The organism is Chitinophaga sp. LS1 (assembly GCF_034274695.1).
GTDB lineage: Bacteria > Bacteroidota > Bacteroidia > Chitinophagales > Chitinophagaceae > Chitinophaga.
In genome coordinates this window covers 7,375,277-7,400,302 of the sequence record NZ_CP128362.1, presented here as the reverse complement: position 1 = coordinate 7,400,302, position 25,026 = coordinate 7,375,277, and the positions used below count along the sequence as shown (strand labels likewise).

General features: G+C 43.1%; 29 protein-coding genes and 2 pseudogenes. 17 read left to right on the top strand and 14 right to left on the bottom strand.

What is annotated here, in order from left to right:
* The first annotated feature begins 10 nt into the window (after positions 1 to 10).
* The 3 genes and pseudogenes from QQL36_RS30335 to QQL36_RS30325 all read left to right on the top strand — a co-directional run bounded on the left by QQL36_RS30335 (position 11) and on the right by QQL36_RS30325 (position 2,272).
* Positions 11 to 427 (top strand): nucleoside deaminase, encoded by a 417-nt coding sequence (locus QQL36_RS30335; RefSeq protein ID WP_321567847.1) that lies wholly within the window; start codon positions 11 to 13, stop codon positions 425 to 427.
* A 33-nt stretch (positions 428 to 460) separates the two neighbouring features.
* The gene (locus QQL36_RS30330; protein WP_321567846.1) at positions 461 to 1,360 is read left to right on the top strand and encodes a hypothetical protein; all 900 of its coding nucleotides are present in this window, start codon (positions 461 to 463) and stop codon (positions 1,358 to 1,360) included.
* A gap of 123 nt (positions 1,361 to 1,483) precedes the next feature.
* Positions 1,484 to 2,272, top strand: a pseudogene (locus tag QQL36_RS30325) (dioxygenase).
* Positions 2,273 to 2,364: 92 nt separating this feature from the next.
* On the opposite strand, the gene QQL36_RS30320 reads toward QQL36_RS30325, so the two are convergent.
* Both QQL36_RS30320 and QQL36_RS30315 read right to left on the bottom strand, forming a co-directional pair.
* On the bottom strand, positions 2,365 to 3,123 hold the full coding sequence (locus QQL36_RS30320; protein WP_321567845.1) for an SDR family NAD(P)-dependent oxidoreductase: 759 nt from the start codon (positions 3,121 to 3,123) through the stop codon (positions 2,365 to 2,367).
* A 182-nt stretch (positions 3,124 to 3,305) separates the two neighbouring features.
* Positions 3,306 to 3,656 carry a helix-turn-helix domain-containing protein gene (locus tag QQL36_RS30315; RefSeq protein WP_321567844.1) on the bottom strand — a complete coding sequence of 117 codons (351 nt, stop codon included), beginning with the start codon at positions 3,654 to 3,656 and terminating at the stop codon, positions 3,306 to 3,308.
* 107 nt (positions 3,657 to 3,763) lie between these two features.
* On the opposite strand from QQL36_RS30315, the gene QQL36_RS30310 reads away from it, so the two are divergent.
* From QQL36_RS30310 to QQL36_RS30285, 6 genes and pseudogenes are all read left to right on the top strand, one after another.
* Complete coding sequence (locus QQL36_RS30310) at positions 3,764 to 4,516, top strand: glucose 1-dehydrogenase (RefSeq protein WP_321567843.1); 753 nt, start codon at positions 3,764 to 3,766, stop codon at positions 4,514 to 4,516.
* Positions 4,517 to 4,687: 171 nt separating this feature from the next.
* On the top strand, positions 4,688 to 5,629 hold the full coding sequence (locus QQL36_RS30305; protein ID WP_321567842.1) for an amidohydrolase family protein: 942 nt from the start codon (positions 4,688 to 4,690) through the stop codon (positions 5,627 to 5,629).
* A gap of 14 nt (positions 5,630 to 5,643) precedes the next feature.
* Positions 5,644 to 6,501 carry a helix-turn-helix transcriptional regulator gene (locus tag QQL36_RS30300; RefSeq protein WP_321567841.1) on the top strand — a complete coding sequence of 286 codons (858 nt, stop codon included), beginning with the start codon at positions 5,644 to 5,646 and terminating at the stop codon, positions 6,499 to 6,501.
* A gap of 140 nt (positions 6,502 to 6,641) precedes the next feature.
* A pseudogene (locus QQL36_RS30295) lies at positions 6,642 to 6,888 on the top strand (helix-turn-helix domain-containing protein); the annotation flags it as partial.
* Between the two features lie 595 nt (positions 6,889 to 7,483).
* Complete coding sequence (locus tag QQL36_RS30290; RefSeq protein ID WP_235643589.1) at positions 7,484 to 7,972, top strand: SRPBCC family protein; 489 nt, start codon at positions 7,484 to 7,486, stop codon at positions 7,970 to 7,972.
* A gap of 64 nt (positions 7,973 to 8,036) precedes the next feature.
* Entirely contained in the window at positions 8,037 to 8,279 is a 243-nt protein-coding gene (locus QQL36_RS30285) for an Atu4866 domain-containing protein (RefSeq protein WP_083722414.1), read from the top strand.
* Between the two features lie 11 nt (positions 8,280 to 8,290).
* On the opposite strand, the gene QQL36_RS30280 is transcribed toward QQL36_RS30285, so the two are convergent.
* Positions 8,291 to 9,820, bottom strand: a complete 1,530-nt coding sequence (locus tag QQL36_RS30280; protein ID WP_321567840.1) for an FAD-dependent oxidoreductase — start codon at positions 9,818 to 9,820, stop codon at positions 8,291 to 8,293.
* A 63-nt stretch (positions 9,821 to 9,883) separates the two neighbouring features.
* On the opposite strand from QQL36_RS30280, the gene QQL36_RS30275 reads away from it, so the two are divergent.
* Positions 9,884 to 10,834 (top strand): AraC family transcriptional regulator, encoded by a 951-nt coding sequence (locus QQL36_RS30275; protein WP_321567839.1) that lies wholly within the window; start codon positions 9,884 to 9,886, stop codon positions 10,832 to 10,834.
* A gap of 147 nt (positions 10,835 to 10,981) precedes the next feature.
* Here QQL36_RS30275 and QQL36_RS30270 read toward each other — a convergent pair whose 3' ends face one another.
* The 3 genes from QQL36_RS30270 to QQL36_RS30260 form a co-directional block, all read right to left on the bottom strand.
* Positions 10,982 to 11,707: an SDR family oxidoreductase gene (locus QQL36_RS30270; protein ID WP_083722411.1), complete on the bottom strand. Its 726-nt coding sequence runs from the start codon at positions 11,705 to 11,707 to the stop codon at positions 10,982 to 10,984.
* Between the two features lie 93 nt (positions 11,708 to 11,800).
* Positions 11,801 to 12,937 (bottom strand): nucleotidyltransferase family protein, encoded by a 1,137-nt coding sequence (locus QQL36_RS30265; RefSeq protein WP_321567838.1) that lies wholly within the window; start codon positions 12,935 to 12,937, stop codon positions 11,801 to 11,803.
* Positions 12,937 to 13,212 (bottom strand): PqqD family protein, encoded by a 276-nt coding sequence (locus tag QQL36_RS30260; RefSeq protein ID WP_083722409.1) that lies wholly within the window; start codon positions 13,210 to 13,212, stop codon positions 12,937 to 12,939. Before QQL36_RS30260 ends, QQL36_RS30265 begins: the two co-directional genes overlap by 1 nt.
* A 50-nt stretch (positions 13,213 to 13,262) precedes the next feature.
* Between QQL36_RS30260 and QQL36_RS30255 the strand changes: the two genes are divergently transcribed.
* From QQL36_RS30255 to QQL36_RS30235, 5 genes are read left to right on the top strand one after another with little or no spacing between them, the layout of a single operon-like run.
* Positions 13,263 to 14,207 carry a hypothetical protein gene (locus tag QQL36_RS30255; protein WP_143708812.1) on the top strand — a complete coding sequence of 315 codons (945 nt, stop codon included), beginning with the start codon at positions 13,263 to 13,265 and terminating at the stop codon, positions 14,205 to 14,207.
* Positions 14,204 to 14,623: a lasso peptide biosynthesis B2 protein gene (locus QQL36_RS30250; RefSeq protein ID WP_083722407.1), complete on the top strand. Its 420-nt coding sequence runs from the start codon at positions 14,204 to 14,206 to the stop codon at positions 14,621 to 14,623. Before QQL36_RS30255 ends, QQL36_RS30250 begins: the two co-directional genes overlap by 4 nt.
* A gap of 3 nt (positions 14,624 to 14,626) precedes the next feature.
* Positions 14,627 to 16,441 carry an asparagine synthetase B family protein gene (locus QQL36_RS30245; protein ID WP_321567837.1) on the top strand — a complete coding sequence of 605 codons (1,815 nt, stop codon included), beginning with the start codon at positions 14,627 to 14,629 and terminating at the stop codon, positions 16,439 to 16,441.
* 18 nt (positions 16,442 to 16,459) lie between these two features.
* Positions 16,460 to 16,585 (top strand): hypothetical protein, encoded by a 126-nt coding sequence (locus tag QQL36_RS30240; protein ID WP_321567836.1) that lies wholly within the window; start codon positions 16,460 to 16,462, stop codon positions 16,583 to 16,585.
* Between the two features lie 58 nt (positions 16,586 to 16,643).
* On the top strand, positions 16,644 to 16,772 hold the full coding sequence (locus QQL36_RS30235; RefSeq protein WP_255373864.1) for a hypothetical protein: 129 nt from the start codon (positions 16,644 to 16,646) through the stop codon (positions 16,770 to 16,772).
* 12 nt (positions 16,773 to 16,784) lie between these two features.
* On the opposite strand, the gene QQL36_RS30230 is transcribed toward QQL36_RS30235, so the two are convergent.
* The 7 genes from QQL36_RS30230 to QQL36_RS30200 all read right to left on the bottom strand — a co-directional run bounded on the left by QQL36_RS30230 (position 16,785) and on the right by QQL36_RS30200 (position 22,370).
* Positions 16,785 to 17,654, bottom strand: a complete 870-nt coding sequence (locus tag QQL36_RS30230) for a formyltransferase family protein (RefSeq protein WP_083722405.1) — start codon at positions 17,652 to 17,654, stop codon at positions 16,785 to 16,787.
* Positions 17,655 to 17,659: 5 nt separating this feature from the next.
* Positions 17,660 to 18,235 carry a phage tail protein gene (locus QQL36_RS30225; RefSeq protein WP_083722404.1) on the bottom strand — a complete coding sequence of 192 codons (576 nt, stop codon included), beginning with the start codon at positions 18,233 to 18,235 and terminating at the stop codon, positions 17,660 to 17,662.
* Between the two features lie 28 nt (positions 18,236 to 18,263).
* Positions 18,264 to 18,809 (bottom strand): phage tail protein, encoded by a 546-nt coding sequence (locus QQL36_RS30220; protein WP_083722403.1) that lies wholly within the window; start codon positions 18,807 to 18,809, stop codon positions 18,264 to 18,266.
* 35 nt (positions 18,810 to 18,844) lie between these two features.
* Positions 18,845 to 19,393 (bottom strand): phage tail protein, encoded by a 549-nt coding sequence (locus QQL36_RS30215; RefSeq protein ID WP_083722402.1) that lies wholly within the window; start codon positions 19,391 to 19,393, stop codon positions 18,845 to 18,847.
* Positions 19,394 to 19,558: 165 nt separating this feature from the next.
* Complete coding sequence (locus QQL36_RS30210; protein ID WP_321567835.1) at positions 19,559 to 20,428, bottom strand: helix-turn-helix domain-containing protein; 870 nt, start codon at positions 20,426 to 20,428, stop codon at positions 19,559 to 19,561.
* 430 nt (positions 20,429 to 20,858) lie between these two features.
* Complete coding sequence (locus tag QQL36_RS30205) at positions 20,859 to 21,386, bottom strand: DinB family protein (RefSeq protein ID WP_321567834.1); 528 nt, start codon at positions 21,384 to 21,386, stop codon at positions 20,859 to 20,861.
* A 63-nt stretch (positions 21,387 to 21,449) separates the two neighbouring features.
* A complete protein-coding gene (locus QQL36_RS30200) occupies positions 21,450 to 22,370 on the bottom strand; it encodes a LysR family transcriptional regulator (protein ID WP_321567833.1) in 921 nt (306 codons plus the stop codon).
* Between the two features lie 89 nt (positions 22,371 to 22,459).
* On the opposite strand from QQL36_RS30200, the gene QQL36_RS30195 reads away from it, so the two are divergent.
* A complete protein-coding gene (locus QQL36_RS30195) occupies positions 22,460 to 23,056 on the top strand; it encodes an NAD(P)H-dependent oxidoreductase (protein ID WP_083722397.1) in 597 nt (198 codons plus the stop codon).
* Positions 23,057 to 23,302: 246 nt separating this feature from the next.
* Here the strand turns inward: QQL36_RS30195 and QQL36_RS30190 are convergent, their stop codons facing one another.
* Positions 23,303 to 24,124 (bottom strand): hypothetical protein, encoded by an 822-nt coding sequence (locus QQL36_RS30190; protein ID WP_083722396.1) that lies wholly within the window; start codon positions 24,122 to 24,124, stop codon positions 23,303 to 23,305.
* 92 nt (positions 24,125 to 24,216) lie between these two features.
* Here QQL36_RS30190 and QQL36_RS30185 point away from each other — a divergent pair, with 92 nt between their 5' ends.
* On the top strand, positions 24,217 to 25,020 hold the full coding sequence (locus QQL36_RS30185) for a siderophore-interacting protein (protein WP_321567832.1): 804 nt from the start codon (positions 24,217 to 24,219) through the stop codon (positions 25,018 to 25,020).
* The last annotated feature ends 6 nt before the right edge of the window (positions 25,021 to 25,026 follow it).

Below are 25,026 nucleotides of genomic sequence, written 5' to 3'. Positions count from 1 at the left end.
ATATTTGGGTATGGAAGATCATGCCTTTTATTTGAATCGCTGTCTGGAACTCGCGCAAATAGCCGCCGGGGTAGGAGAGAGCGCGGTAGGTTGTGTCATAGTAAAGGATGGAATAATAATCGGAGAAGGCAGTGAACAAAGCCGCCGTCTGAAAGATGTAACCCGCCATGCCGAAGTGGTAGTGGTTTTGGATGCTGTACATACGCATGGTTCAGGCTCATGCGAAGGAGCCTCTTTATACTCTAATGTGGAGCCTTGTATTCTTTGTGCTTATGTGATCAGGCATTATAAAATCGCACATGTTGTATTTAGCAATTACTGCGGGGAATTGGGTGGTACGGCGCAGCCTTTTAACATGCTGACTACCGATGTGATTAAAAAATGGGGCCCTGCACCGTTCGTGGAGGTCTTATCATACGGGAAATAAATTTGTCTATATTTGATCCCATATCCTAATAATATGAAATTCATTCTGAGCCTTATTATTCTGTTAATCCTTGTGGTCGGCTGTAAAAAAGATACACCCAGCTCCTCCGGAGAATACCCGCAGGACTCTCTTACCTTCATATCCAAAGTATTATATTATCAGGGTGGTGATACAACCCTCATTCCAGATACATTCTCCATTCATTATAATGGCAACTATCAGATTGATAAAATAATCCAGACCGATAAATCTCTCTGGACATTTACCTACAATACAAAAGGAGCAATTGCAACCGTAAAAGGTGGCCGCTATTATCTGGACTATTACCTGGAATACTATTTTAATTACAATACTGCCGGCCGACTGGATAGTTTGTTGATCAATGCTGCTTTTGGTAGCGATAGTATGCTCTCCAGTACCGTGTTCACATATGATGCAAACAGCCACATAAAAAGTGCTTACAGCTACGTTGTAGATGGAGGTGGCTCATCCACAGGCTTTTATACCAGCGACTCACTGGCCACAGCCACCTATTTCAGCAATACGGATCTGGATTCGCTGCACTTTAAAACCTTCAGTTATTCGCATGATTTTACTACCGATCCACCTACTGAAGATTTTATCACAGTTCCTTATAGTGTTCGCTTTAATACAGGAACCGGTACCGATATCAGTACTCTCGATAAAACATTACTTTTCTGGCTGTCTATCAGGAGCCAGCCATTTGGCCCTTTAAGTATTTTTGATCTTTTCTGGTACCAGTACATCAATCCCGATGTCTCAATAGTAAAAGGCGGTTCGTTTAATTCAGTGGTTTATCATTTCAGTGCCACAAAAAATGCTGATGGTGGGGTGACTGGTTTGTCAGTCGCAGACGTCGGAAATGGTTATTCCACAGTAGTGAAAATAGCATACACGAAAATACTAAAATGAGCCGCTTTCCTTTTGGAAAGTAGGGCTGAATATACAATAGATGATACTACTTTTGGATCTACTAAGGAAAATATCAGCGCACTTAAAAATTACACAGACCAACTATTAGTACAAAGCAAAAAGATGCCGGTATTATTTACCTCTCATGGCAACCCCATGAACATTGTCATGAGCCGGGATGACCCCCCCTTTTGGAAAGCATTGTACAATCTTGGAAAGGATTTGAAAAGTAATTACGATGTAAAAGCAGCGCTGGTCATCTCTGCACACTGGTGTACGAATGGTACCTATATCAATCATTCTGAAGAACAAGCACAAATTTTTGACTACTATGGTTTCCCCGAAGAATACTATAAAGTCTATTACAAAGCCAAAGGTTCACCAGAGATTGCCCACGAAGTGAAGAAGGCCATTCCACAGGCAGAAGAAACTGCTGAATGAGGATTGGATCACGGTGCATGGCCTATCCTGATGCATTTGTTTCCAGATGAGGATGTACCTGTCTTTGAACTAAGCCTGGACTATTATGCAAAACCTGAATATCACTATGCTCTTGGGCAACAGCTGAAATCATTGCGCAACAAAGGCGTGTTGATTATTGGTAGCGGATCCCTGATCCATAATCTCTCGCTGGTCAGAACAAAAATGCAGCGAAATGATATGACACCTTTTGGCTGGGAGGAAGAATACGATGCCTGGCTGAAAAAACAGATAGACGAAAGAAAGTTTGAGAATATTATTCACTACCAATCCAGTCATCAGTTAGGTGCGCTGGCATCACCTACTCCAGATCATTTTGTACCTGTTTTGTATAGCTTAGGATTATCGGATGCAACTGATGAGATCCGATATTTTTATGAAGAACCACCTTTGCTACCTGCTTTTAGTGAACGTAATTTTATAATCGGCTGATCGCTGCAGGTTCAGCAGGCGTCAACCCAAACCTGGATTTGAACGATTACCGGGTGCCGCACTTTGCTAAGTCCGCACCCGGTATAAATAGTTTACCACGGAATGTTGGTATTTTCCCACCGGGTAAATGTACCACCTGGTTCATCAGGACCAAATAAAGCCACTCTAACTACTTCACGTGATCCATCTTCGAGCGTCTCTGTTCCCTGAAAATTATTCAGTGCTGTACTTGTGAATTCAGGTGATACAAGATTCACCTTGATACCGTCGTTTTCGTGCTCGATCATCATTGACAATGCCATGATGTTAAATGCGCTCTTCGACCCTGCATACGCCGGGCTAAACATTTTCCGGTATGGAAAAGAAGGATCCGCATTTAATGTGAGAGAGCCTGCGCTACTCGATACATTCACAATACGCGCATCCTTTGAAAGCCTTAACAGCGGCAACATAGCCTGGTACACCGCCAGTGCACCAAATACATTTGTCTCCCAGATGGCACGTACCTCATCCAAAGAAACAGTGCTTACACCATATGTAGCTGCATAATTCTCCAGCGTAATCTCATTTCTTCCTGAACGGGAAATAGCGGCATTATTCACCAACAGGTCAAGACGACCAAACTCACTTTCAATACGTTTGGCTGCTGCCTGAATAGAAGTGGCATCCGTCACATCCAATTGGATAGGAATCGCACCTGCTCCGATTGATTGAGCGGCTGTTTCACCGTTTTGGTAATTACGGGATCCGACAAGTACAATATGACCATGAGCCGCCAGTTCTTTTGCGAGCTGGAAACCAACTCCCTGATTTGCGCCTGTTATTAAGGCAATTCTTTTCGTGTTGTCCATAATTTGAAATTGATATTCCAAAGGTCAAAAGAAGAGAATTGGCAATTGTAGCTCAATCGGGGATTTATGTAGTAATTTAAAAATATAAAGATCGGTCCGGAAGATTGCCGGAATATAGGCATATGTGACTATGCGGATAACACTTACTTTGCCGGGTATTTTTTTATGTTTCCCAACCTACACTACTTCCCGATAATCTCCATCCGGTGTTTGATCCCCCAATCCTTCAGGTTTACGATAATCGTCTTTAACGATAGCCCATGTTCAGTCAATTCATATTGAACAGTGATCGGTTGTGTCGCTAACACCGTTCGTTTGATCAGCCTATTTAATTCCAGTTCTTTCAGCTCCTTGCTCAGCATTTTATTAGAAATCCCATCTATATCGGCTAATATATCCGAGAACCTTCTTTTGGAATAAAAGCAGATAGAGGAGAGGATGGAAATTTTCCATTTGCCACTGAGCACATCCATTGAATCCTGCACGGCTCTCATCTCTTTTTTATGGTCGCGTTTTACGTTTGTACAATCCATGATTTGTCACTTTGTTACCTCCAGGTTACTGTAACTTTTAGTTACAAAATTACCAAAATAAACCGGTATCAACTAGTTTTGTATCTCAGCATTAAATGATCAACAAAATGAAACTAAAGAACAAAGTAGCGATCGTAACAGGCGCATCAAAGGGAATAGGCGCAGCAATTGCTAAACATTTTGCAGCAGAAGGAGCAAAGGTGGTTGTCAATTATGCATCCAGCAAAGAAGGAGCGGAAAAGGTAGTAAAAACCATCACAGATAACGGCGGTACTGCTATTGCTGTACAGGGCGACGTAGCAAATGAAGCGGATGTAAACAGGTTGTTTGAAGAAACAAAGCAGGCTTTCGGTACACTGGATATATTGGTAAACAATGCAGGCATTTATCAGTGGGAACCGATTGAGCAGGTAACGGCAACGGCCTTTCATCAGCAATTCAATATTAATGTTTGGGGATCTATTCTCACCATTCAGGGTGCATTGAAACTATTTGGAGAGAAAGGTGGCAACATCATCAATGTTAGCTCTGGTGCGGCCAGAACACCTATGGCTACAGGATCTGTGTATTCTGCATCAAAAGCGGCGTTAGATGCTATTACAGTGGCATTGTCAAAAGAACTGGGAGGGAAGAATGTTCGTGTCAACTCGCTGCTACCTGGTACTGTAGAAACAGAAGGAACACATACCTCAGGAGTGATTGGTAGTGATTTTGAAAAGAAATTAGTGGCGAATACCCCACTGGGTCGTATGGGACAGCCGGAGGATATTGCAAAGGCGGCAGTGTTTCTGGCTTCAGATGAGGCAGCGTGGGTAACGGGAGAGAAGTTGGCCGTTTCTGGCGGGATTTATGGATTTTAAGATAGATAGCCTTCAGGTATTTGTATGGCCTGAAGGCTATTGCTCATGACATAAAGGTCATTACTTATGGCCCGAAGGTTGTTCCCCCAAATTCTGCTATCATTACCCCAATCTCTTTATTGATATCCAGCACAGACTTTGTTCTCTTTGCATTGATTTAAAACCAATGACATGAGAATAGTTACTTTAGAAGAGCACGTCTCCTTCCAGGAATTATCAATATCGAAACCAACCGCTGCCGCACAGCATATGCAGGCAAAACTGGCAGACATTACAGGTGAACGCCTCAGCTCCATGCGGGCAACCGGTATAGCCATGCAGGTGCTCTCCGTAGAAAATACAGATGTATACGCGCTGCCTGATAGCGAAGCACCCGCCTTTGCCACAAAATACAATGATCTGCTGGCTGAAAAAATGAAAGACCACCGGGAATCATTCACCGCATTTGCCCTCCTCCCCATGACCACACCGGCAGCAGCAGCTGATGAGCTGGAACGTACTGTAAAAACGCATGGTTTTCAGGGTGCCATGATTAAGGGCACCATTCTGGGTGAGTTCCTGGATGCGCCTAAATTTGCCCCTGTATTCGAAAGAGCGCAGCAACTGAACGTACCTCTCTATATTCACCCCGGTGTACCCCCACAGGCAGTGATCGATGCCTATTACAGCAATGTTGGCGACACTACCGGGCCCAATGAAGCAATTGCCTGCTACGGCTGGGGATGGCACTCAGAAACAGCGATTCATATACTCCGCCTATTTGCTGCCGGCATTTTTGACAAATACCCTGATCTGAAGATCATCATAGGTCATATGGGTGAAATGCTGCCTATGATGTGGACAAGGATGAATGGTATTTTTAAACAAGGTAAACGCTCGCTGATCGAGACCTTCAAAGCACAACTCTTTATCACCACCAGCGGTATCTTTACACAACCTCAACTCCAACTTGCCATAGATACTATTGGTATAGACAATATCCTGTTTTCCATAGATTACCCTTTTAGCACGAACCAGATGGGGATCGATTTCCTGCACAACATTCAGCTCCCTGCGGAACAGATTGCCAAAATTGCACATGGAAACGCAGATAGATTACTAAGACTTAAATAGGCTATTTTTGGGGTATGAACAGTGTTCCAATAAGTAAATTACAGGATAGAAGCAACCTGGGATTTGTGCTGAAACCCTTTTCCCCTGATAAGGATGAGGATGAAGCTGATCGCCGGCAATCTACGGATTTAGGTGCACACCGGGATGATCACTATATATTTTTTGTCATTGTAGAAGGTTCCGGTACTACAGTGGTAGATTTTGAGGAAAAGAAGGTGGGCCCTAATTCACTTTATTATATCCTGCCGGAACAAATACATTATCGCATCAAATCGAAAAAGGCAAAAGGTTGGTACCTGGCCGCAGATCCTGCTTTGGTAGATCCTGCATGCAGGAATATGATCGAAAGCTGGGCAGGGCAACATGAACCGATCACTTTAACGCCGGAGGAGATAATGGATTTTGATTTATTGCTGGGTATTTTACATCGTAAAACACGGGCTTTACAACAAAACGTGTTGCATGCATTGCTGCGCACTTTCTTTGAAATGGCGGCCAGTGCTATTCAGCAGTCTTCAACAATTATAGCGGACAATTCAAGACCTGCGCTGTTGTCTATGGCGTTTAAAAAACTGTTGAGCGAAAATGTTATAAAATATAAAAGCCCTGCTGATTATGCTGAGATGCTTCATATTTCGGAGCCGTACCTGAATGAGGCGTTGAAAAAGATAACCGGTTCCACTGTTTCATTCTGGATAAAATACAAGGTAGTTACGGAGGCTAAGCGTCTGTTATACTTTACGGATTTGAATGTAAAGCAAATAGCCGGAGAGCTGGGGTTTGATAATCATTCTTATTTTTCGCATATCTTTTTGAAGGAAACGGGTATGACGGCATTGACATTTCGGAAAAGGTATCGGGATCGGACGTAATTAAGTGTTGTTGTATTGAAGGAAACGGGTATGATGGCAATGACATTTCGGAAAAGGTTTCGGGATCGGACGTAACTAAGTGTAGTTGTTTTGAAGGAAACGGGTATGACGGCGTAGATATTTCAGGAAAAGGTTTCGGGAGGGAGAAAGAAAATCACCAGGTAATGGAACGATTAGAGCAGTTATTAAATGATTATTTCAATAGCTCCAAAGAGTTACCAACAGTGGCATATGTGGCGCAGACGCTGAATTTGTCTCCGAAATATTTAAGTAGCTTACTGAAAGTATTGACAGGACAAAATACCCAGCAGCACATCCATGAAAAAATTAATTGAAAAGGCGAAGGAGAAACTATCTACTACAAACTTGTCAGTCAGCGAGATCGCTTAGGTAGGGTAGGGCGGATGGATTTATACAGATGTAGGAAGTTTTGATACATTTTTACATAAGGAGGGAGAACCGCGGAATTACCTGTTTTTTTATCCGCTACTGGAAAACCGAATACCTACTTCGGAAAATTTCTCCGGACCCTACTCAGCGTCTCCCGCGTTAATCCTAAATAAGAAGCAATCATATGTAAGGGTACTCTTTGAGCTAATTCCGGATACGTTTGAACAAAATTCCCGTACCGCTTTTCCGCCGTATCACTAATATTACTTAAGATGCGACTTTGACTCGCATCAAAACTCCTGCTATCCGGTCTATCCTTAAACACCTGTAAATTAGGGATCGTTTTTACCAGTTCGTCAAAATCGCTCTTACTAAATATACTGAACGAAGCATTCAAAGAAGGTGCGCTGAAAGGAGATTTTTATCCTCCTTTATTGCAGGCATGGGGTTCCTGATTAGTTTGGACAATTTTTGGGAATGCGCTATCTTGTAGTGGACAAAGCATATATTGTCCATCTTTATTTAAAGGAATATATGCCACAGGGAACCTATCAGATAGCGCCGAATGGCTCCATTATTAAATCCACCCATCATGAATAACTTATTGTTCGACTTCATCCCCAATAAGGGTAATAATACCCTGACCATCAAACGTGAGTTCTTAGCTGATCGTGCAAAGGTCTGGGACCATTATACCAAAAGTGAATTACTGGAACAGTGGTTTGCCTCCCCGCCTATGCACATGCGGACTAAATTAATGAACTTCCGCGAAGGCGGACGCTGGCATTATGCTATGTCAGAGCCAAATGGCCCTGTGTATTGGGGATTGACGCAGTATAAAACCATTCGTCCTAAAGAGGAGCTTTCATTTTCAGATGCTTTCTGTGACGAAGAAGGTAAGATCAATACAGACATTCCCAGTGCAGACTGGACCATCACATTTACGGAAGAAGGGGAGAAGACGTTGGTACAAAGTGTCCTTACTTTCAAATCACTTGCAGACCTGGAACAGATCCTTGAAATGGGTATGGAAGATGGTATGAAGTCTACTTATGCCACACTGGATAATTTGCTTGTTTGAATTTCGTAAGTATTTGTTTCCGTCCTGCAATAATGCACTCCGTTGCTCAGGCTAATTTTGTTGCATGGAAAATCAAAAATACCTGGGTATGTGGATGACTGCTGATAAATATATCAGGCAGGAATTATTACCCAATGGCAGATATGACGAAGCACGCGGCACCCGGCAAAGCGCCTATACGGGCCGCTATGAAATCAAAGGTGATCATATTGACTATTGGGATGATACTGGTTTTACGGCAGACGGAAAATTTGTAGATGATGATACCTTACATCATGGAGGGTATATTTTCTACAGGGAAAAATGAGGTTTGCGGAACTATATGTTCCGCAAACTACAGATCTTTTTGATAGTTTTCGCTAACTGCTCACATGGATGTAAGGCGTTTAATCTCGCTGCCACAAAATCATCTGGTCTTATTAATATTGCATCGGTAGGTGTAGCCTGTGTTAATGTCATCCATGGTTCGTTCGCAGATAATTCTACCAGTTTTACCTGGATATGTGATAGTTTACATGCTGCCCGCCAGTATTCAAAATGTCCGTTCGCTATTAAGACAAATTGTCCTTTCACCCAGTCGAGAGAGGAACTTCCATCTTCCAGCCACATATGGGGAATACAGGTACCGGGTTCACCTCTGAAAAGTTGTGATGGTCTCACAACAGCAGTAGAGTCATATGCATAATCTGGCAGTCCCAATAGCTTTTCTCCATATTGCATCATCTTTGATTCATCGATCAACCCGTTTTTATCTGCCATTTCTCCTGATAGATTTGCATAGAATGCACCTACAGGTTGGCGTTCAGTGTGATAGGTATCCAACAATGCATCTCCTGCCTGGTGTTTTAAAACAGCGGCCAGTTTCCAGGCCAGATTCTGTACATCCTGTATACCTGCATTCGCACCTTTGCCGGCATAGGGTGTCATGGTATGAGCAGCATCTCCGGCAATGAAGATCTTATTCACCCGCAATTGGGTGGCAATCCGGACCGTAAGTTGCCAGGGGAGGATGCTGAGAATAGACATTTTCAGATCTGGAATACCAATCACTTTCCTGAGAATTTCATCCACGGGTACTTCTCCTTTTTCAGGATCATAACGTAAATGGAACGTCCACCTGTCAGCATTGTTTATAGCGAGCAAAAAGCCTGTAATTTCAGACGTTTCTATTAAGAACTGGCTGAACTCCCTGCCGCGTACTAACGTGCTTAGATCAGCCTCAAAATAGATATTAAGGAGATCCATCCAGGCACCATGACCGGCAAGGGGGATCTCCAGTTGTTTACGTATCATACTATTCGCACCATCGGCGGCAATCATATAATTTGCCTGAATGGTATATATTTCCTCCGTTTCCTTGTTCTTTACTACGGCTGCTACTGAGTTTTCATCCTGCTGGAATGTCAATAGCTGATGGTTAAATCGCAGATCATGGTGCTTTGCCTTTTGATAGATAATGGCTTCGCTGATATCCTGTGTACAGCGACAAACACTTTCAGGTGATTTTTCGCCCAGCGCTTTCATGGCTGCAAATTGCTTTGGAAAGTTTGCATTCCCGATGATGTCTGATTTTGTCGTGTTCAGAGTTTCTACCAGGTTGATACCGCGTAATATTCCCCAGGCCGGTGCCAATGCTTTTCCGCCTTCACGCAGTTCCTCACTTAATCCAAGGCCTCTGAACAACTCCATGGTACGGATATCGATCGTTCTGGCGCGGGGATGAATGGAAGTACCTTTTTGCTTTTCAATCAAAATGAAATTGACTCCCTGTTGTGCCAGAAATAATGCTGCTGTCAAACCCGTAATACCACCACCTACAATAAGAACCTGTGTGCTATCTTGTTTCATTTCTCTATTTTTATGCAAATTTCAGGGGAGCGCCTCTTGTGATTGTGCACAAAACGGATTAAAATGTACCATGATCTGCTTGAACAGCTAAAAACATTTGAATATAAAAGGGTGGAAGGGCAATTCGACGCCAGAACAGGGGTATTGCAAATTTATAGAGGAGCGGATTTCATCATTTCTGATTCAGAGATGATAACTGTGGCGGATACCCCATCATGGGAGCATTACAATAGTCCGGGATGGGCAGAGTTTACATTCGTGGTAAAAGGGAGTATCCTGCAAACGCAGGTGGGGTTATATGAAAACCGGGTACTTCCTCAGGGGAGCCATAGCTTTCTGTTTAATCCTGATACGCTGGAAGTGAACCAGTTGATGGGGAAGGGGGATTTTAGGATTATCAGTATCCTGATGCCTGCTGAGAAGGCGATAGCCTTATTCAATGAATACTTACCTGAATTCCCGCATGTAGCGCAGCAATTAATATCCGGCAAGGCGCTTTTTCTTGAATCACCTGATCTCCGGTTTTCTGATCGGATAGCGAATATTCTCAACCATCTATGGGAGTCTCCGAAACAGCCCCAGCTACAAAAGCTCTATTTTGAAAGTATGGTGAATGAGTTGTTTTGTTTGCAATGGGAGTCGATGCTGCATGAGCCGAGGGTACATACCGGAATAAAGTTACGGGCTTCTGATATTGAAAAACTGCATTATGCTGCTGGTATTCTTGCCCGATCGTATCAGGAGCCGCCATCGCTGGAGGAGTTAGCGAATAAGGCTCAGTTGAATGAGTATAAACTTAAAGCGGGGTTCAAACAATTGTATGGTACGTCTGTATTGAACTATGCGTTGAATTTAAGGTTGGAACAGGCGCAGCAAATGATAAAGGATACAGATAAGACTATTTCTGAAATTGCTTATGAATTGGGGTATGCGCATTCACAACATTTTCAGCGGGCGTTTAAAAAGAAGTTTGGGATCACACCGAATAGCTTCAGGAAATTATTTAATACCTGACAGCGTATCATCTTCCGGTTTGGGAAACCTGGTTATTGTAAACCCAACACTATATCTGATAAGTTACCCGTTATGATAAACGTATTAAAAATTATAAAGTAACTTATTAAAAAAGCCGCCTCAAAATTGAGACGGCTTTACAATATCTTACCATGGACTTACCCCTGTTTCCGGCGCATTATCATCACTAAAAAACTGCCCTGTCAATCCATCCTGCCCTAACTCCGCTGCTTTTACCACTCTCGCTGCTGCATCCTTCACTGTTCCCGGACCACTATGATTATTAAAATCCGTAGCCGTATAACAAGGATCCACCGCGTTTACCTTAAACGCTGTATCCCTTAGTTCATACGCCAACACAATTGTATAAGCATTCATCGCAGCCTTAGAAGATACATACGTCACCGGCTTCACCTGGTAATGTACATAATTCGGATCACTCTGACAGTTCAAAGAACCTAACCCCGATGTCACATTCACAATACGTGGCGCAGCCGACTGTTTCAGCAGATCTATAAACGCCTGTGTTACTTCTATCACTCCAAAGAAGTTCGTTTCAAATACCTGTCTGAAGACATTGATATCCGTCTTTGTACTACTCTGGGGCATTCCTCCACTTATACCGGCATTATTAATTAATACATCCAGCTTAGTCACCTTAGCTCGCGCCGCCTGTATAGATGATAGATTATCTACATCAATCAGCAAGGTTTCCACCTGATCCAATCCTTCATCGCGAAGTTTGTGTACTGCCTGCTCTCCCTTCTCCATATCCCGACACCCCAGGTATACATAATACCCTAATTTCAATAACTGCCTGGCCGTTTCAAAACCAATACTCTTATTTGCTCCTGTTATCAATACTGTTTTCATAATATGTGATTTAACAGTAGCAAAATTACACGCACTCTACACTACCGCCGGAACACATCCAACGGTTTTAATGGTACATTTTCCGGATTCGCATCAACTCCAGCTAAAAACTTTCTTAAATCTCCCGGAGATGTTCAGCAATCGAATTATTTTGGCTAGATAATATAGCTTAAATGAAGGTAGTTGAACGTTGTTAATATCCCTCTCATTGGGTAAAGCGAAGTAACACACCGCCCTTGCCATTGACCGGAGTTTGTGGAGAATAGATGGACTAAACCGTATATGCATATAGATTCTCTCCCAATTAGTACGGGGTGTGGCGGTCAGTTGCCATTCAGTAATCAGAGTGGCACATTTAAGCAGCGTTCTGTCCGCCGGACCCGCCGGTGCCGGACAATTCAACAACTGCGAAGTTAATTCCTGCCCAAGGCGTTCATAACGTCGTAACTTTGGTGGCACATCCATCACCCGGTCCTGAGACAACATGACTATATCAACCAGGGATCTTAGATTCGGATAATAATCACTGGCACCATGATTTAACACCATCAGTCTGTAATATTGCTCGTGGGTAAAAGGAGAGGAGTCTTTCCCAAGCAACTCATCGAATCCAAGAGATTGATCCATCATGAAATTAGTGGGTCGATAGTGGAACTCAAATCCAAATAACCGCCCCAACGGGCTCCGCTTATAAAAACAAATGTCTTTTTTGTTTGTTACAAAATCTGTAGGGAAGCGTCGTAAATATTCAACCTGGCTACATACATATCCTTCTGCCTTCATTACGTTTACCATGGCGGATAGTTGCCCGGGGGCAATCATCATATCCATATCCGTGAATTCACGCAAACTGATATCTCCACCATATACTACCTTTGTAAAATCCAGTCCTTTATACATCCTTACCGGAATTTCCTGCTGGCCCAATACCTGCTGAATACGTGCGGACTCTATCTGCCGTTCAAAAGCAAATACAGATAGTGCATGACAATAATTTCGAAACCTGATTAAGGTTGATTCGGGAAGATGGGTATTATTCAACACTCTGTAAACGATAGGACGTACCCGGTGCAAAGTTGCTACCCGGTACACTTCTTCCCAGTCAATATCACCATGCGCTACAAAATGCTCCAGATCTGTTACGGCAGCTGTTTTAATAAATACTCTGCAACATAGAATGACACAGGCTATTTCAGGAGAATAGGTTTGGCTGATTGCATCAATCTCCATTATTGTATATTTAGCATATGGTGCTGACGTAATTTTTGCAAAAACTTCAGGGTATCCCCTTCACATTGTGCGGTAGAAATATCAAACTCTTCTACCAGCGATTTGATCAGATCCTTTATAGTTACAGGTGCCGCCAGTTTTTCCCATATCACGCTGCCCACCGGATTTATATTAATATAATGTCCCTGTTGAATGTCCATTAATACAACTTCATCTCCCAGGTGACTGATCATAAAGTTTTCATCATTTCTGCGGATTATATCTTCCTGGTTCATAGCTGTTATTTTTGGGATGTGGAATTATTTCTTTGTAAAAATAAGTAATATTGCATTATAAACTTATTATTTACAATCGCCCATCTTCCACCATGTCCAGTTATAAATATTGGGGGTTTGGTTTAAATATTATATCCGAAATACCGTTCCCCGAGTTATCCCCTGTATCATCATTCGAACAGGCTCATGTAAATATCAGAATGGGTGAAATGCCGGAAACCCCTGATGGCATTTCATTTAGCACAGGCAGAATTTCATATACCATGAATGATCAGGAATTGTTATTTATGGTACAGGATATAGGAAAATATTATGTAAAAGAAGGAAACACCATCATTATACATCCGGATCATGCCGGTATTGAAAAGCGCCTGTTGCGCCTGTTTATACTGGCAGCCGCTATGGCGGGTATCTTACAGCAAAGACGTATCATCCCCATGCACACCGCGTCATTGTTAATCGATGGCAAACTCACCCTGATAGCAGGGCGTTCAGGTGCAGGGAAGTCTACCACACTGGCCGGACTTATGAATAAACAGTATCGGATATTCAGTGATGATATAGTCGTGCTCGCCAATGGTGCGGATAACCATATGCACGGAATTGCATCTTACCCCATGATCAAACTATGGGAACAGAGCATGCAGGCATTTGAATACGAAGATCGCTCTTTCCCTATCATGCCTGGAATGGAAAAATACGGACTCTTCTTCCATGAGGAATTTGATACCCGGCCATACCCGATAAACAGGGTGATCCTCCTGAAACTAAGCGATGATGGCCAGTTTACAACAGAACGGCTCTCAGGCGGCAATGCCTTTGAAGCCGTTGTTGAACATATTTACAAGCCCTCTTTTTTCAATACCCCCGACATGCGGGTACTTAAATTTAAGACCATCACACAGTTATTACAAAACACAGCAGTATACCAGATTGCCAGACCGGCAAACTGTGCCCCGGATGAATTGCTTTCGCATGTAACTTCCATCATATGAATAAAAAAGACATGAGAATGTTTACTGAAGCCTGGTTGTTGCTGGCATTGGCCAGAACAATGCTCTTGTTTTTGCCCTTCAGAAAACTAGCCCCCATTCTTGGTAAGAAATCCCTCCCTGCTCCTGAAAATGAATACCTGTATCATGACAAGAATGATAAGCTGCTTCGCATAGGCAAAGCTATTCTGCGTGCCGGAAAACGGTCTCCCTGGCGTACTGAATGCTTTGAACAGGCGCTGGCCGGAAAATTGATGCTCAAATTCCGTCGTATGACGAGTACCGTTTTTTTTGGCGTGAGCAAAAACAAACAGAAAGGTAAGTTCAACGCACATGCCTGGTTACAATGCGGCAATTATATTGTAACAGGTTATAAACATTTAGAACAATTTACTGTTATTGCTTGTTTCAAAAGTTGAACCATGAGTGCCATATTCGGTATTATTAACAAAAAGTGCAACCCACTGGAGCCGGCAGTAGTTCAACGTATCAGTAAAGTTTTGCAACACCGGGCTATAGATGGAATGGATGTCTGGACCGATCAATATATCGCCCTGGCCTATTGCAAATTGGCCATGAATGAGACAGAACGACAGCAAACTATGCCCTTTGTAACAGAAGAACTGGTGATGATTGCTGATTTACGGATTGATAACCGGGGGATACTCCTACAGGAAACAGCTGCTCCGGCAGACTGTTCGGATGTTGTATTGCTTCTACATGCCTGGAACAAATGGGAGAAAGCATTTGTGCAGCACCTGGAAGGTGAATTTGCTATTTGTATATGGGATAAGATCAGGCAACAATGCTTTCTTGCCACAGACCATATTGGTTTTCGCGCGTTATATTATTACGATTCCCCAGAGGTATTTATATTCTGTAGCGAACAAAAAGGAGTGGAAGCCTTCAAACCTTCTCCTCCAAGATTCAACGAGGTGAGCCTGATTGAATACTACTTCAGGCAATCGTGCCCAACAGCCACCTATGATGCCGATGTATGGACCCTGTGTGGTGGAAATATACTGGTACTGGCTAATGGCATAATGACTATCCGCAAATACTGGGAGCCTGTAGGTGGTCGCTATCGGTTTAAGAAAGACAAAGACTGGCATGAATGCCTGAAAGAACTGATATATGAAGCGGTGAGCAATAGGCTGAATACAGATAAACCTGTTGGCATTACCTTGAGTGGTGGCCTCGACTCATCTGTCCTTGCCTGCATACTATCCGAAGTATTGCAGAAAAAGAATAAACCGCTTTATGCTTTTTCTGCAATATTGCCCGAAAAGCATCATTCGGAAGAAGAAGATGAGCGTACATATATAGATGTGATCGGCAGTCACTGTCACAACCTTATCCAAACATATGTAACAGCCTCTTCCTATGGCCCATTTGATGGTATTGAAGCCGCTTTTGAACGGGACGAAACATTTCCTAACGTATTCTATTATATGGATCATGCGATCCTGGAAAGCGCAAAAGAAAAACAAATTGGCTTATTATATACTGGTTTTGGTGGCGATCACTGGGTCTCCTGGAAAGGTAATCCCGTTATCTACAACATGGTTAAGAGCGGTCGCTTTTTGGGTGCTTTGAAACTGATGAAGGAGTTCGCCAACAAAGAAGGGAAGAAGGTTTCCCATATCATCAAACGGGAATTGATAGCGAAGGTTGCAAAAGGGAAAAAGGGGGATGAGGTACAGGCACCATTTCTGCAGGAAATGTTTTTTCAAAAGTATAGCAGGGACCTGTCCTTCTCATCAGTAGATGACATCCGTGCGCATATGTGCGACAACCTCCGGAATGGCAGAACCGGCTTATTTCCTGCCATGCTTGCAAAACGTAATGAACGGTTTGGTATGCAGAGTGCAGTACCGCTACTGGACAAAAAAGTCATGGAATTTATGATAGATGTTCCCATGCATTTGTTTGTAAAAGGAGGATATAAAAGAAGCTTCATTCGCCATGCCATGCAGGGAATAGTGCCAGGGGAAGTATTGTGGAGAAAGGATAAGGGCATGTATTCGCCTGACTATATATCACGTGTTCACAGGCATGAAGACTATATCAAAGCAGTTGATAAACAAAGCATTGCATTCCAGCGTTACCTGTCCGGAGATGGATTGACTTTCAATCATGCAAACAGAAAAGACACAGCTATTCTGAGGACAAGCCAGTCTGTAATAGCCAGTGAAATTCTGACTGCATTAGCACAAAAAGGATACAAAATACCTTAATATTTAAAACAAAACAGCATGAACGAACAAGCATCCCAAAAACTGGTGTGGACTACACCTGATATTAAAGTCTACGAAATAAATGACATCACCCTAGGAGGTGGCGGAGTAGGATTTGACTTCGCTTCAGAGTCAAGCAACTAAATTATTAAAGGGGGCTCATTGCAAAATGAGTCCCTCTATTTACTAATAAATCCAACAAATGAAAAGCGAACAAACATCATCAAAGCCCATCTGGACGACTCCGGACATCAAAGTGTATGAAGTAAATGACCTCACTCTCGGAAATGGAGGCGGAGGTTTCGACTTCGGCTCTGAAGTGAGCGCCTAAATTAACAAGGACTCATTGCAAAATGAGTCCTTGTTTAATTCCATAATATTCCGCATGATATGCCGGCACAAAGATATCTTCCAGCGCCAGCATATTGACCTGTATACAATGACCATCCTTTACAGCAATCAATCCTTCGCTGACTATACTCCCCGGTGGTAATGTAGTTGTCATAACACTTTGCATACCATCCATCAGTTTTATTTCCTGCCCGTTCAACCTGGTAGCCGCACCTTTATTCCATGGATTGCATGCCCGGATCAGGTTACAAATTTCAGTGGCAGACATGGTATTCCAATCAATCAGCACATCCTTTGCCACGGGCCGTTTTTGGTAAGCAGCAGGTCCGGCAGCAGGCAGATCTGGTAGTGGCATTCCCGCAGCTAGTGCCTGTAATATAAAGAAGACGCCTTCAATCACCACCTGGCTAAATATCTGGTGCACCAATGCATAATTATAATGTGGCTGATCGGGAATATTTTTTACCCAGACCACAGGCCCTGCATCAAACCTGTTAGTTAGTACATGTATGCTAAGGCAGAGTTGTGGCATCCCCTTTTTCAATTGCCAGAATACAGGCGCTGGTCCCCGGAAAGCCGGGAGTGAACCTGCATGAATATTAAAGACAGGCATAGTGAATTTGCTCACATCCAACAGGTGCGGATATCCATATACAAACACCACTGTTGGTTTACATTGTTCCAGCCAGTTATATACATCACCGGTTGCCATTGCAAAATGTGCAGCAAGCGTATTCACTTTTTGGTTGACATATGCATCCTGCCCGGGTGCAAAAAAGATACACACCTGCAAATTGTTATTTGCAAGTGTGTATGCCAGTGGCAGAAACTGATCACTGGACGAAATAATTCCTATTGTCATATCAGTTAAGAGAAGCTAGGATATATACCCACCAATGCGATGATAAAATTAATGGTGACATAAGGCATCTGGTTATCGTGCGGTAACGAACTACCAGTGACCGTCATCGCAGTAGGATCCAGCGTTACATTTGGTGCTGATGCTCCTGATGGCAATGGCAGCGCCGTATACAGTTTTACATCCGGGTAGGGAGTAGGCGGTGGTGGCGTGCTGGTAGTACCATTCGTATTGGCGAGGAACCCATTGTTAGGTTCACCGGTAGTAGCATTGCTGGTACTTGCCATCAGATTGTGTGTATGCGAAGGTATCTGGGTAGTGAGCAATGTTACATTGGCTAAACCGGCATTTTCACCCATTGTATAGGTAGCCCCTCCCTGCAGTGTGCCCTGGCCATAAGCTATTCTCTGCTGCAGGTTCGGCAATGCAAAATTGGTGCTGCCATTACCACCGTAAGTGGTGCCGATAAGGGTGAACAATGCCTCATTTTCACTGATTGAGAGCAGACTCCCATTGCAAATTGACCAGCCAATAGGTGCATAATTGCCGGCAAAAACTCTGATTTCTCCGAGGTAATTATCCATAAAATATTTTTGAAGGTTATTGGGAATGTTATTGCCTGGATGGGTATATGCCTTGTGTGGCAATGCAATAATTGATCACCAGGTATGGCTGCCTGTTTTCGTGAGGTTGGTTATTACCTGCCTGTGTAATACAGGGACCCATCTGTGTCAAAGTGCCTGCACTCGCAGCATATAAGTTGACCGTCGCTTTATTGGCCACAGGCGATGTACCTTTTATGTCAGGATTTCCCAGGAAGTTGGTTGACGGCGAACCTACATCATAAGCACTTTTGGTACGAACGAGGTGATTGTGTAAGGGGAGCTCGTTGGAATTAAGTGTTACCGATTCAGTGCCAGCAGCCTGACCTATAGGATAATTACTACCACTTTTGCTGGTACCGGTACCAACAATACTTCTGCCGTTTAAGTTAGGTAATTGGAAGTTGGTGGTGCCGTTGCCCCCATAATATATGCCCAGTAAGGCAAATAAAGCCTGGTTTTGTGCAAGCGGTAAAAGTTGGCCGTTGCAGGGAACCCAACCTCTTGGTGCCCGGCCATAACTAAATGCACGAATCTCTCCGAGATAATTTTCCATAAGTGAAATTCAAATGTGTGAATGAAAATTGTGAATCAGGGGTGTTGTGGATATTCGCCTTCCACACAGATACAATAAGTCATGGCCAGGTAGGGCGACATATTGTTATGTGCCTGACTGCCGCCTGCAGTCGAAATACTCTGAGGGTTCAGCGTACCGTTGGCAGTATCTGCATAAGCAATAATACCCAGACTAAGGCCTGTGGAGTAAGCATTGGTAAGATAAGCAGTGGGTGCCGGCACATTCGTTGCCTGTGTTAATTGAGCTGCACTTGAACGTGTAACTGCACCTATCTGGTGATTGTGCGCCGGAATAGTGCTCACCGTGAGTGTTACATTTTCAGATCCTCCGGTAATGCCTGGGGTGTTATATCCGCTTTGTGCAGTATTTACACCAACGAGCGTTACACCTCTTAGATCCGGAAGCATGTAATTTGTTGTTCCGTTCCCTCCAAATCGATTACCGATAACGGAGAAGAGGATAGATTGTTGTTGAATCTGGAGCGTGCTTCCATCACAAGGAAGCCAGCCAGTAGGTACAAAATTAAAGCCAAATGCTCTGATTTCGCCAATGTAACCATCCATAATGTTATTGATTAAAAGTGAGGTAATAAAAAAGGGCTATTAAAAAGTTGTGGTGTTTGGGATTTAAAAATGAGTACAACAGTTTACAAACAATACTTAACATTACGTAGGTATGAAAAGTTCAAAATCTCAAAAAATAATTTTGAGATTTTGAACGTAAATCCATTATTGATACATGGCCCTTGCCTGGTCACGATAAGTAGCAGGAGTGAGGCCGGTTTCGCGTTTAAAAAACCGGTTAAAATAAGAAGTGTCCGAGAAACCAAGCTGGAAGGAAATATCCTTCAGTGGCTGATCTGTGTGAAATAATAAACGTCTGGATTCCATGATCAGGCGATCATGAATATGCTTGATGGCAGGCTTGCCACTTTGCCCCTTAACGACGTCACTTAAATGCCCGGCAGAAATATTAAGCATGGATGCGTAATCATTCACTTCATGATATTGCTGATAAAATTCATCAATCTTTGCCTGAAAGCGTTTTAATAATATTTGCTCACTGCTAAGGTCATTGCCTTTATATTGTTCCGTATAGCGTCTGCTCAGGTATGTGAGCAATACGGTGAGGTAGGCACATAGCATACGTTGCTGCCATTCTCCCCGTTGCCTGTACTCGACATTGATCTTCTGCAATAATTCTTCTACAACGATTATATCCTCTGTGGTCATTTCCAGCTCATACCCGTTATAAGGATTTACAATCAAGGGCAGTTTTAATAAAGCTTCATTTCCATACAGGGATAAAAATTCCTTTGTAAAAGCAATCCCCGTACTCCATAATTGCGTTAGCTCCTCTTTTACAATCACCTGCTGTGGGTTAGTAAAATAAACCGTATTCTTCTTCAGTTCGATAGCGTTCATATCTATCCACTGACGGCGGCCCCCGGTTCGGATCAGGACAACTAAATAATGATCTTTGCGATGAGGGATCAGTAATTCTGAGCGGTCCGGATAATTGCCTTCAAAATTGTAGACTTTAAATTGGCCATCCTTCATGAACTCGTCCTGCTCCAGCTTATAAATAGGTACTGTCATATTTTCTTCGGCATATGCACGATCTTTGAAATACGATCGTTACTTTATCAATACCCAAATTTACCTAAATCCCCTACATAGCATCATTATATATGCTAAGAATCCAAATCCCGGCGTGAGCCACGGTATAAATACGACGCGATGGGTCGCAATCATCCATCCGCCCAAAGTCTTATCCAAAGTAACACCCAGGTTACCTGTGGATGTTGCCCGGCTATTTGCAAACTCCTTCGCATTCAGTGGGGAAGAAATCATATAAGTGCTCTCATTCAAAAAAAACGGAGAATAGGGAAATACCCACAATCCAATTACGAATATAGTCGCCAGGGGTATTTCCTCCTGAATAATATAATAAATAGAGGAATGAGGATGGGGGCGAAGCATAAAAAACAAAAGCCGTCCCCTCAATAGAGACGGCTTTAGGATAATTTTAAAACAGTTTTTCCTGCGGAGGTGTTACACCTGCCAGGCGGAGGTAAACAGTGGCCTGGCCTCTGTGATGTGTTTGGTGCTCAAAAGCTTTGTAAATAGCCTGTTCTTTGGTGATCTCAAATTTTCCAAACAGGTTAATTTTGTCATTCAGCTGAGCAGCCGGTATCTTTTGGATACTTGCAATTACAAAATCATACCCGTCCATAACGGCTTTGGTTACAGCTGCTTTGGATTTGTCAGCAGATTTTTCTGATTCCCCAAAACCAACAGGACTCTTTTGTCCGCTGACGGCGGAGATAAATCCATAGTTTGCATCCGTCAGGTGGAGGAACTGGTCTGCGAATGAACGCATTTCAGGGGTTGGTTTCAGGCTGTAGTCTTTATCCGGCATCGCATCCAGGTATTCTTTGGTGTAGGCCTTTGCTCTTTCCCATTCTTTTACCAGGACTTCGGTTTGCGACTGTGCTTTGGCAATGCTGGTGGCGCCCAGCAATACCGCAAGGAGGTAGATCGTTGCTAACTTCATGAATTACAGGTTTTAGAAGCCGAATTTAGGTAGGTTTTGTCATTTCCAGCAAAAAGGTTTGTTTCAGCTGATCCCCTTTACTTCATCCTTTACCATCTCACGTAAAAAGATCTCTTTTACCTTCGCGATCTCACCCTCATACATACTTTTCTTCCTTGTGCCAAAATAGAGCGTGTTTTCGTGTATTTTGCTCCCTTCCCATATCAATTTCACCTTGCCCTCTTCCAGCTCCTTTTTAGCCAGAAAATCGGGTACTACAGCGATCCCATCTCCTACACTCAGGCATCGTAAGATTGAGCAGATATTCGGCACGATATAATTCGGTTTAAAATCCGGTCGTTTATCGAAATTATTAAACCAAAACCGCCGCAGGTGTTCCATATCCCCGGTTGTTCCATACCAGGTCTGTTGTTTGAGCCAGTCCAGTATGCCTGATCTGTCGTCCGCTTTCAGCAGTTTTCCGAACTTAGTTGTATTCGTCTTCGCACCACCTACCACGACAATTCTTTCTTTAAAGAATGCCTCATACTTTAATTGAGGATAATCCCCTTTTTGTGGCGTAATGATCAGGTCGAGAATGCCTGCATCCAGATCGCTCAGCATTTCCGGATACTCCCCGAATTTAATGATCACATTAAACGGCAGGGTCGGTAGATATGGCTCCAGTGTAAACTGAAAGGTTTCAAAACACATCCCTACACTCACCGTGGGCCTTTCCGCTTCAGTACTTCTGTGAAAGTGTTGCTCCGCCTCTTCCAGCTTATTCAGGGCATCTAAAATATAGTTGTACAGCAGCTTTCCACGTTCGGTGGCAATCAACTTACGGGAAGTTCTGTCAAACAACTTATAGCCTACATAGGCTTCCAGCGAACTGAGATGCAGACTGATGCCCGGTTGTGACACGTACAGCGCTTCTGCAGCACCTGTAAGACTACCAGTCTCATATATAGTTTTAAAGGTTCTAAACCATTCGAGATTTACCATCTATCAGAATTATGATACAAAGGTATAATTTATATTATTTTAATAGTAGATGTAGGGGTAGTAGTTTTGCATCGTAAATAAAAACGACAATGAAAAAGATCTTCGTGATAAATGGTGGACAGGTATTCGGTCACTCCGGCGGCCGGTTTAATAAAACGATTTCTGAGGCCACCAGGGCCTTCTTCGATAAGGAGGAAGGATATGAAGTACGCTATACCGACATCAACGATACATACGTTCCGGAAAAAGAAGTAGAGAATTTTGTATGGGCAGATGCTGTGATTTATCATACACCTGTATGGTGGTTTGGTCTGCCGCATGAATTTAAGAAATACCTGGATGTAGTTTTCACCGCTGGTCAGGGCAAAGGCATCTATCGCAGCGATGGACGTAAAGCAGAAAATCCTGCTATCAACTATGGTACCGGCGGTATGCTGCATGGCCGCAAATACCTGGTCACAACTTCGTGGAATGCACCTGCTACGGCCTTTACATTACCCGGAGAGTTCTTTCTGGAAAAGTCAGTAGATGAGGGGGTACTCTTTGGGTTTCATCGCATGAATGCCTTTACTGGTATGACTCCGCTGGAAAGTCTGCATTTTCATGACGTAGAAAAGAATTCAGATATTAATAGAGATTTAAGCAGGTATAATGACCATCTGCAAAAAGTATTTACGAATAATTAAAGTTTTATTGTGGCTACTAACTTTTAGAGGTTTAAGAGTTAGTAGCCTATTTTAATTCGTAATCTCCTCCACGGTGTATTGAAAAAATACACCATGCAAGAACTGAAAATACCAGTAAAGTACACGGACATTTAAAGAAATAAGCCCAATGAAACCGGTGTGGTTCCATTGGGCTTATTTCTTTAAAGAACGTTATTTAATATCCACCTGATAGAACTATCCTCGTTTCATTGAGTGTATCTTCATTTAAAACCCGGCCCAACTTAACCAGCCGCGTTTCATTGTGCTTTTATTCAATGCTATGATCGCCTCTTCGAGATATTCGTTGACGTTATCTTTATTCAAACCCAGATCCTCTGCAATCACCCCCTGCAATAACAACGGTGCTATATGTCTGCCACCTGCCATCAAAGCCGGTCTTACTGGTGCTTTTGCCCAATGCTTTGCCAGCTTTATTGCTGAATCAGGCTGATCATTCTTTGCTGCCAGTTCTGCACCCAATGCATATGCTTCATCAGAATCATATTCCTCTTCTGCCAGTCTTTCAATCATTTCAAGTGCCAGCAATTCTTTGTAAGCTACCGGAAACTCATCTTCTGGCTGAAGATTTACTGCATGCAGCGTGTCGTTCATAAAATCAGTGACATCTTCGTAATTCTCCTGTACAGGCAGTGCCCTGTTTTTAAACATACCAGCTGTAATAAAAGCCTTTCTCACCAGGTTTACGCCTGATAGTGAAGTCCAGGGCATTGCTGGCATTTCATACGCCCACTTATCTATGGCAATATAATTTCGCATAGATCTTTCAATCTCATCTATATTCCCTAACTCAAAAGGTACATCCGCAGGTACAGCACCTGCCGCAGACCATAACACCGTAAATGCAGTATCTGCCAGCCAGGTATCGCGTTCATGCCGCCTTTTGAACTTCCATAGTTCCTGCAATAGCCGGTTGCCTTCTTCAAGAAAGCCGCCAGTAGCCACAAACAGCGCAATCTCCGTGACTTTGCAATAAATGTGTGCTCTCCTTCCTTTTTCGATTGTTCTGAGATTGTCTGTAGTCAGCATAGGCTAAAGTTATAAAAAAATACCAATGATTATTTAATATTTACCAATAAACCCGTGCTGCTATCCGGAATTTTGTCTAAAATTATTCAACAATGCAAATCGATCCCAATAGCCTCATGCGGGCAATCCTAAAAGTAAAGCGCAGAGAACAACTGACCCCTCATTACATCCGGATTATCCTTACCGGCGATGATATCCAGATTTACCAGAGAGCCGAAGCAGGAGACAATAATAAGATTATTATCCCAAAGGATAAATCTGTTCCTGTCGAATTGCCTGATATGGCTACGCGTAGTCTGTTTGATTATCCCAACCAGATAGTGAGAACATATACCTTACGATCATTTGATGCGGAGAAAGGGGAGATGGCTATCGACTTCGTCGTGCATAAAAATCCCGGTCCTGCATCTGCCTGGGCTATGAATGCTGAACCCGGTGATGAACTTGGTGTGCTCATGAAAGCTAATAGGAAAAAGCTTATGCGGTCTGCAGAAGATTATTATTTCTTTGGTGATCATAGTGCTTTACCAGTTATCAGTGCATTGCTGGAAAAGCTGGGCCCTGCTGCTAAGGGCCATGCGTATATTGAAGTGCATGGTGCTGAAGATGTGTTACCGATCAACAAGCCGGCGGGTATTGACATTACCTGGTTGTATAATGAACATCCCGGTGATACTTCCGGTTTACCTGCAGCATTTAATGCAATTGAAAATACGCTGCAAGGTAGTTCATATATCTATGCATTCGCAGAACATGGAGCTGTGAACGAAATACAGGATAAACTCCGGAAACATACAATCGTGAAGCGTGATAGCTGGCAGGCGTACGGTTACTGGAAACATGGCGAATCGGAAGATCGTTCTATGATGGAACGTGCGGCTACGATGTCAAGGTAAGGGTTG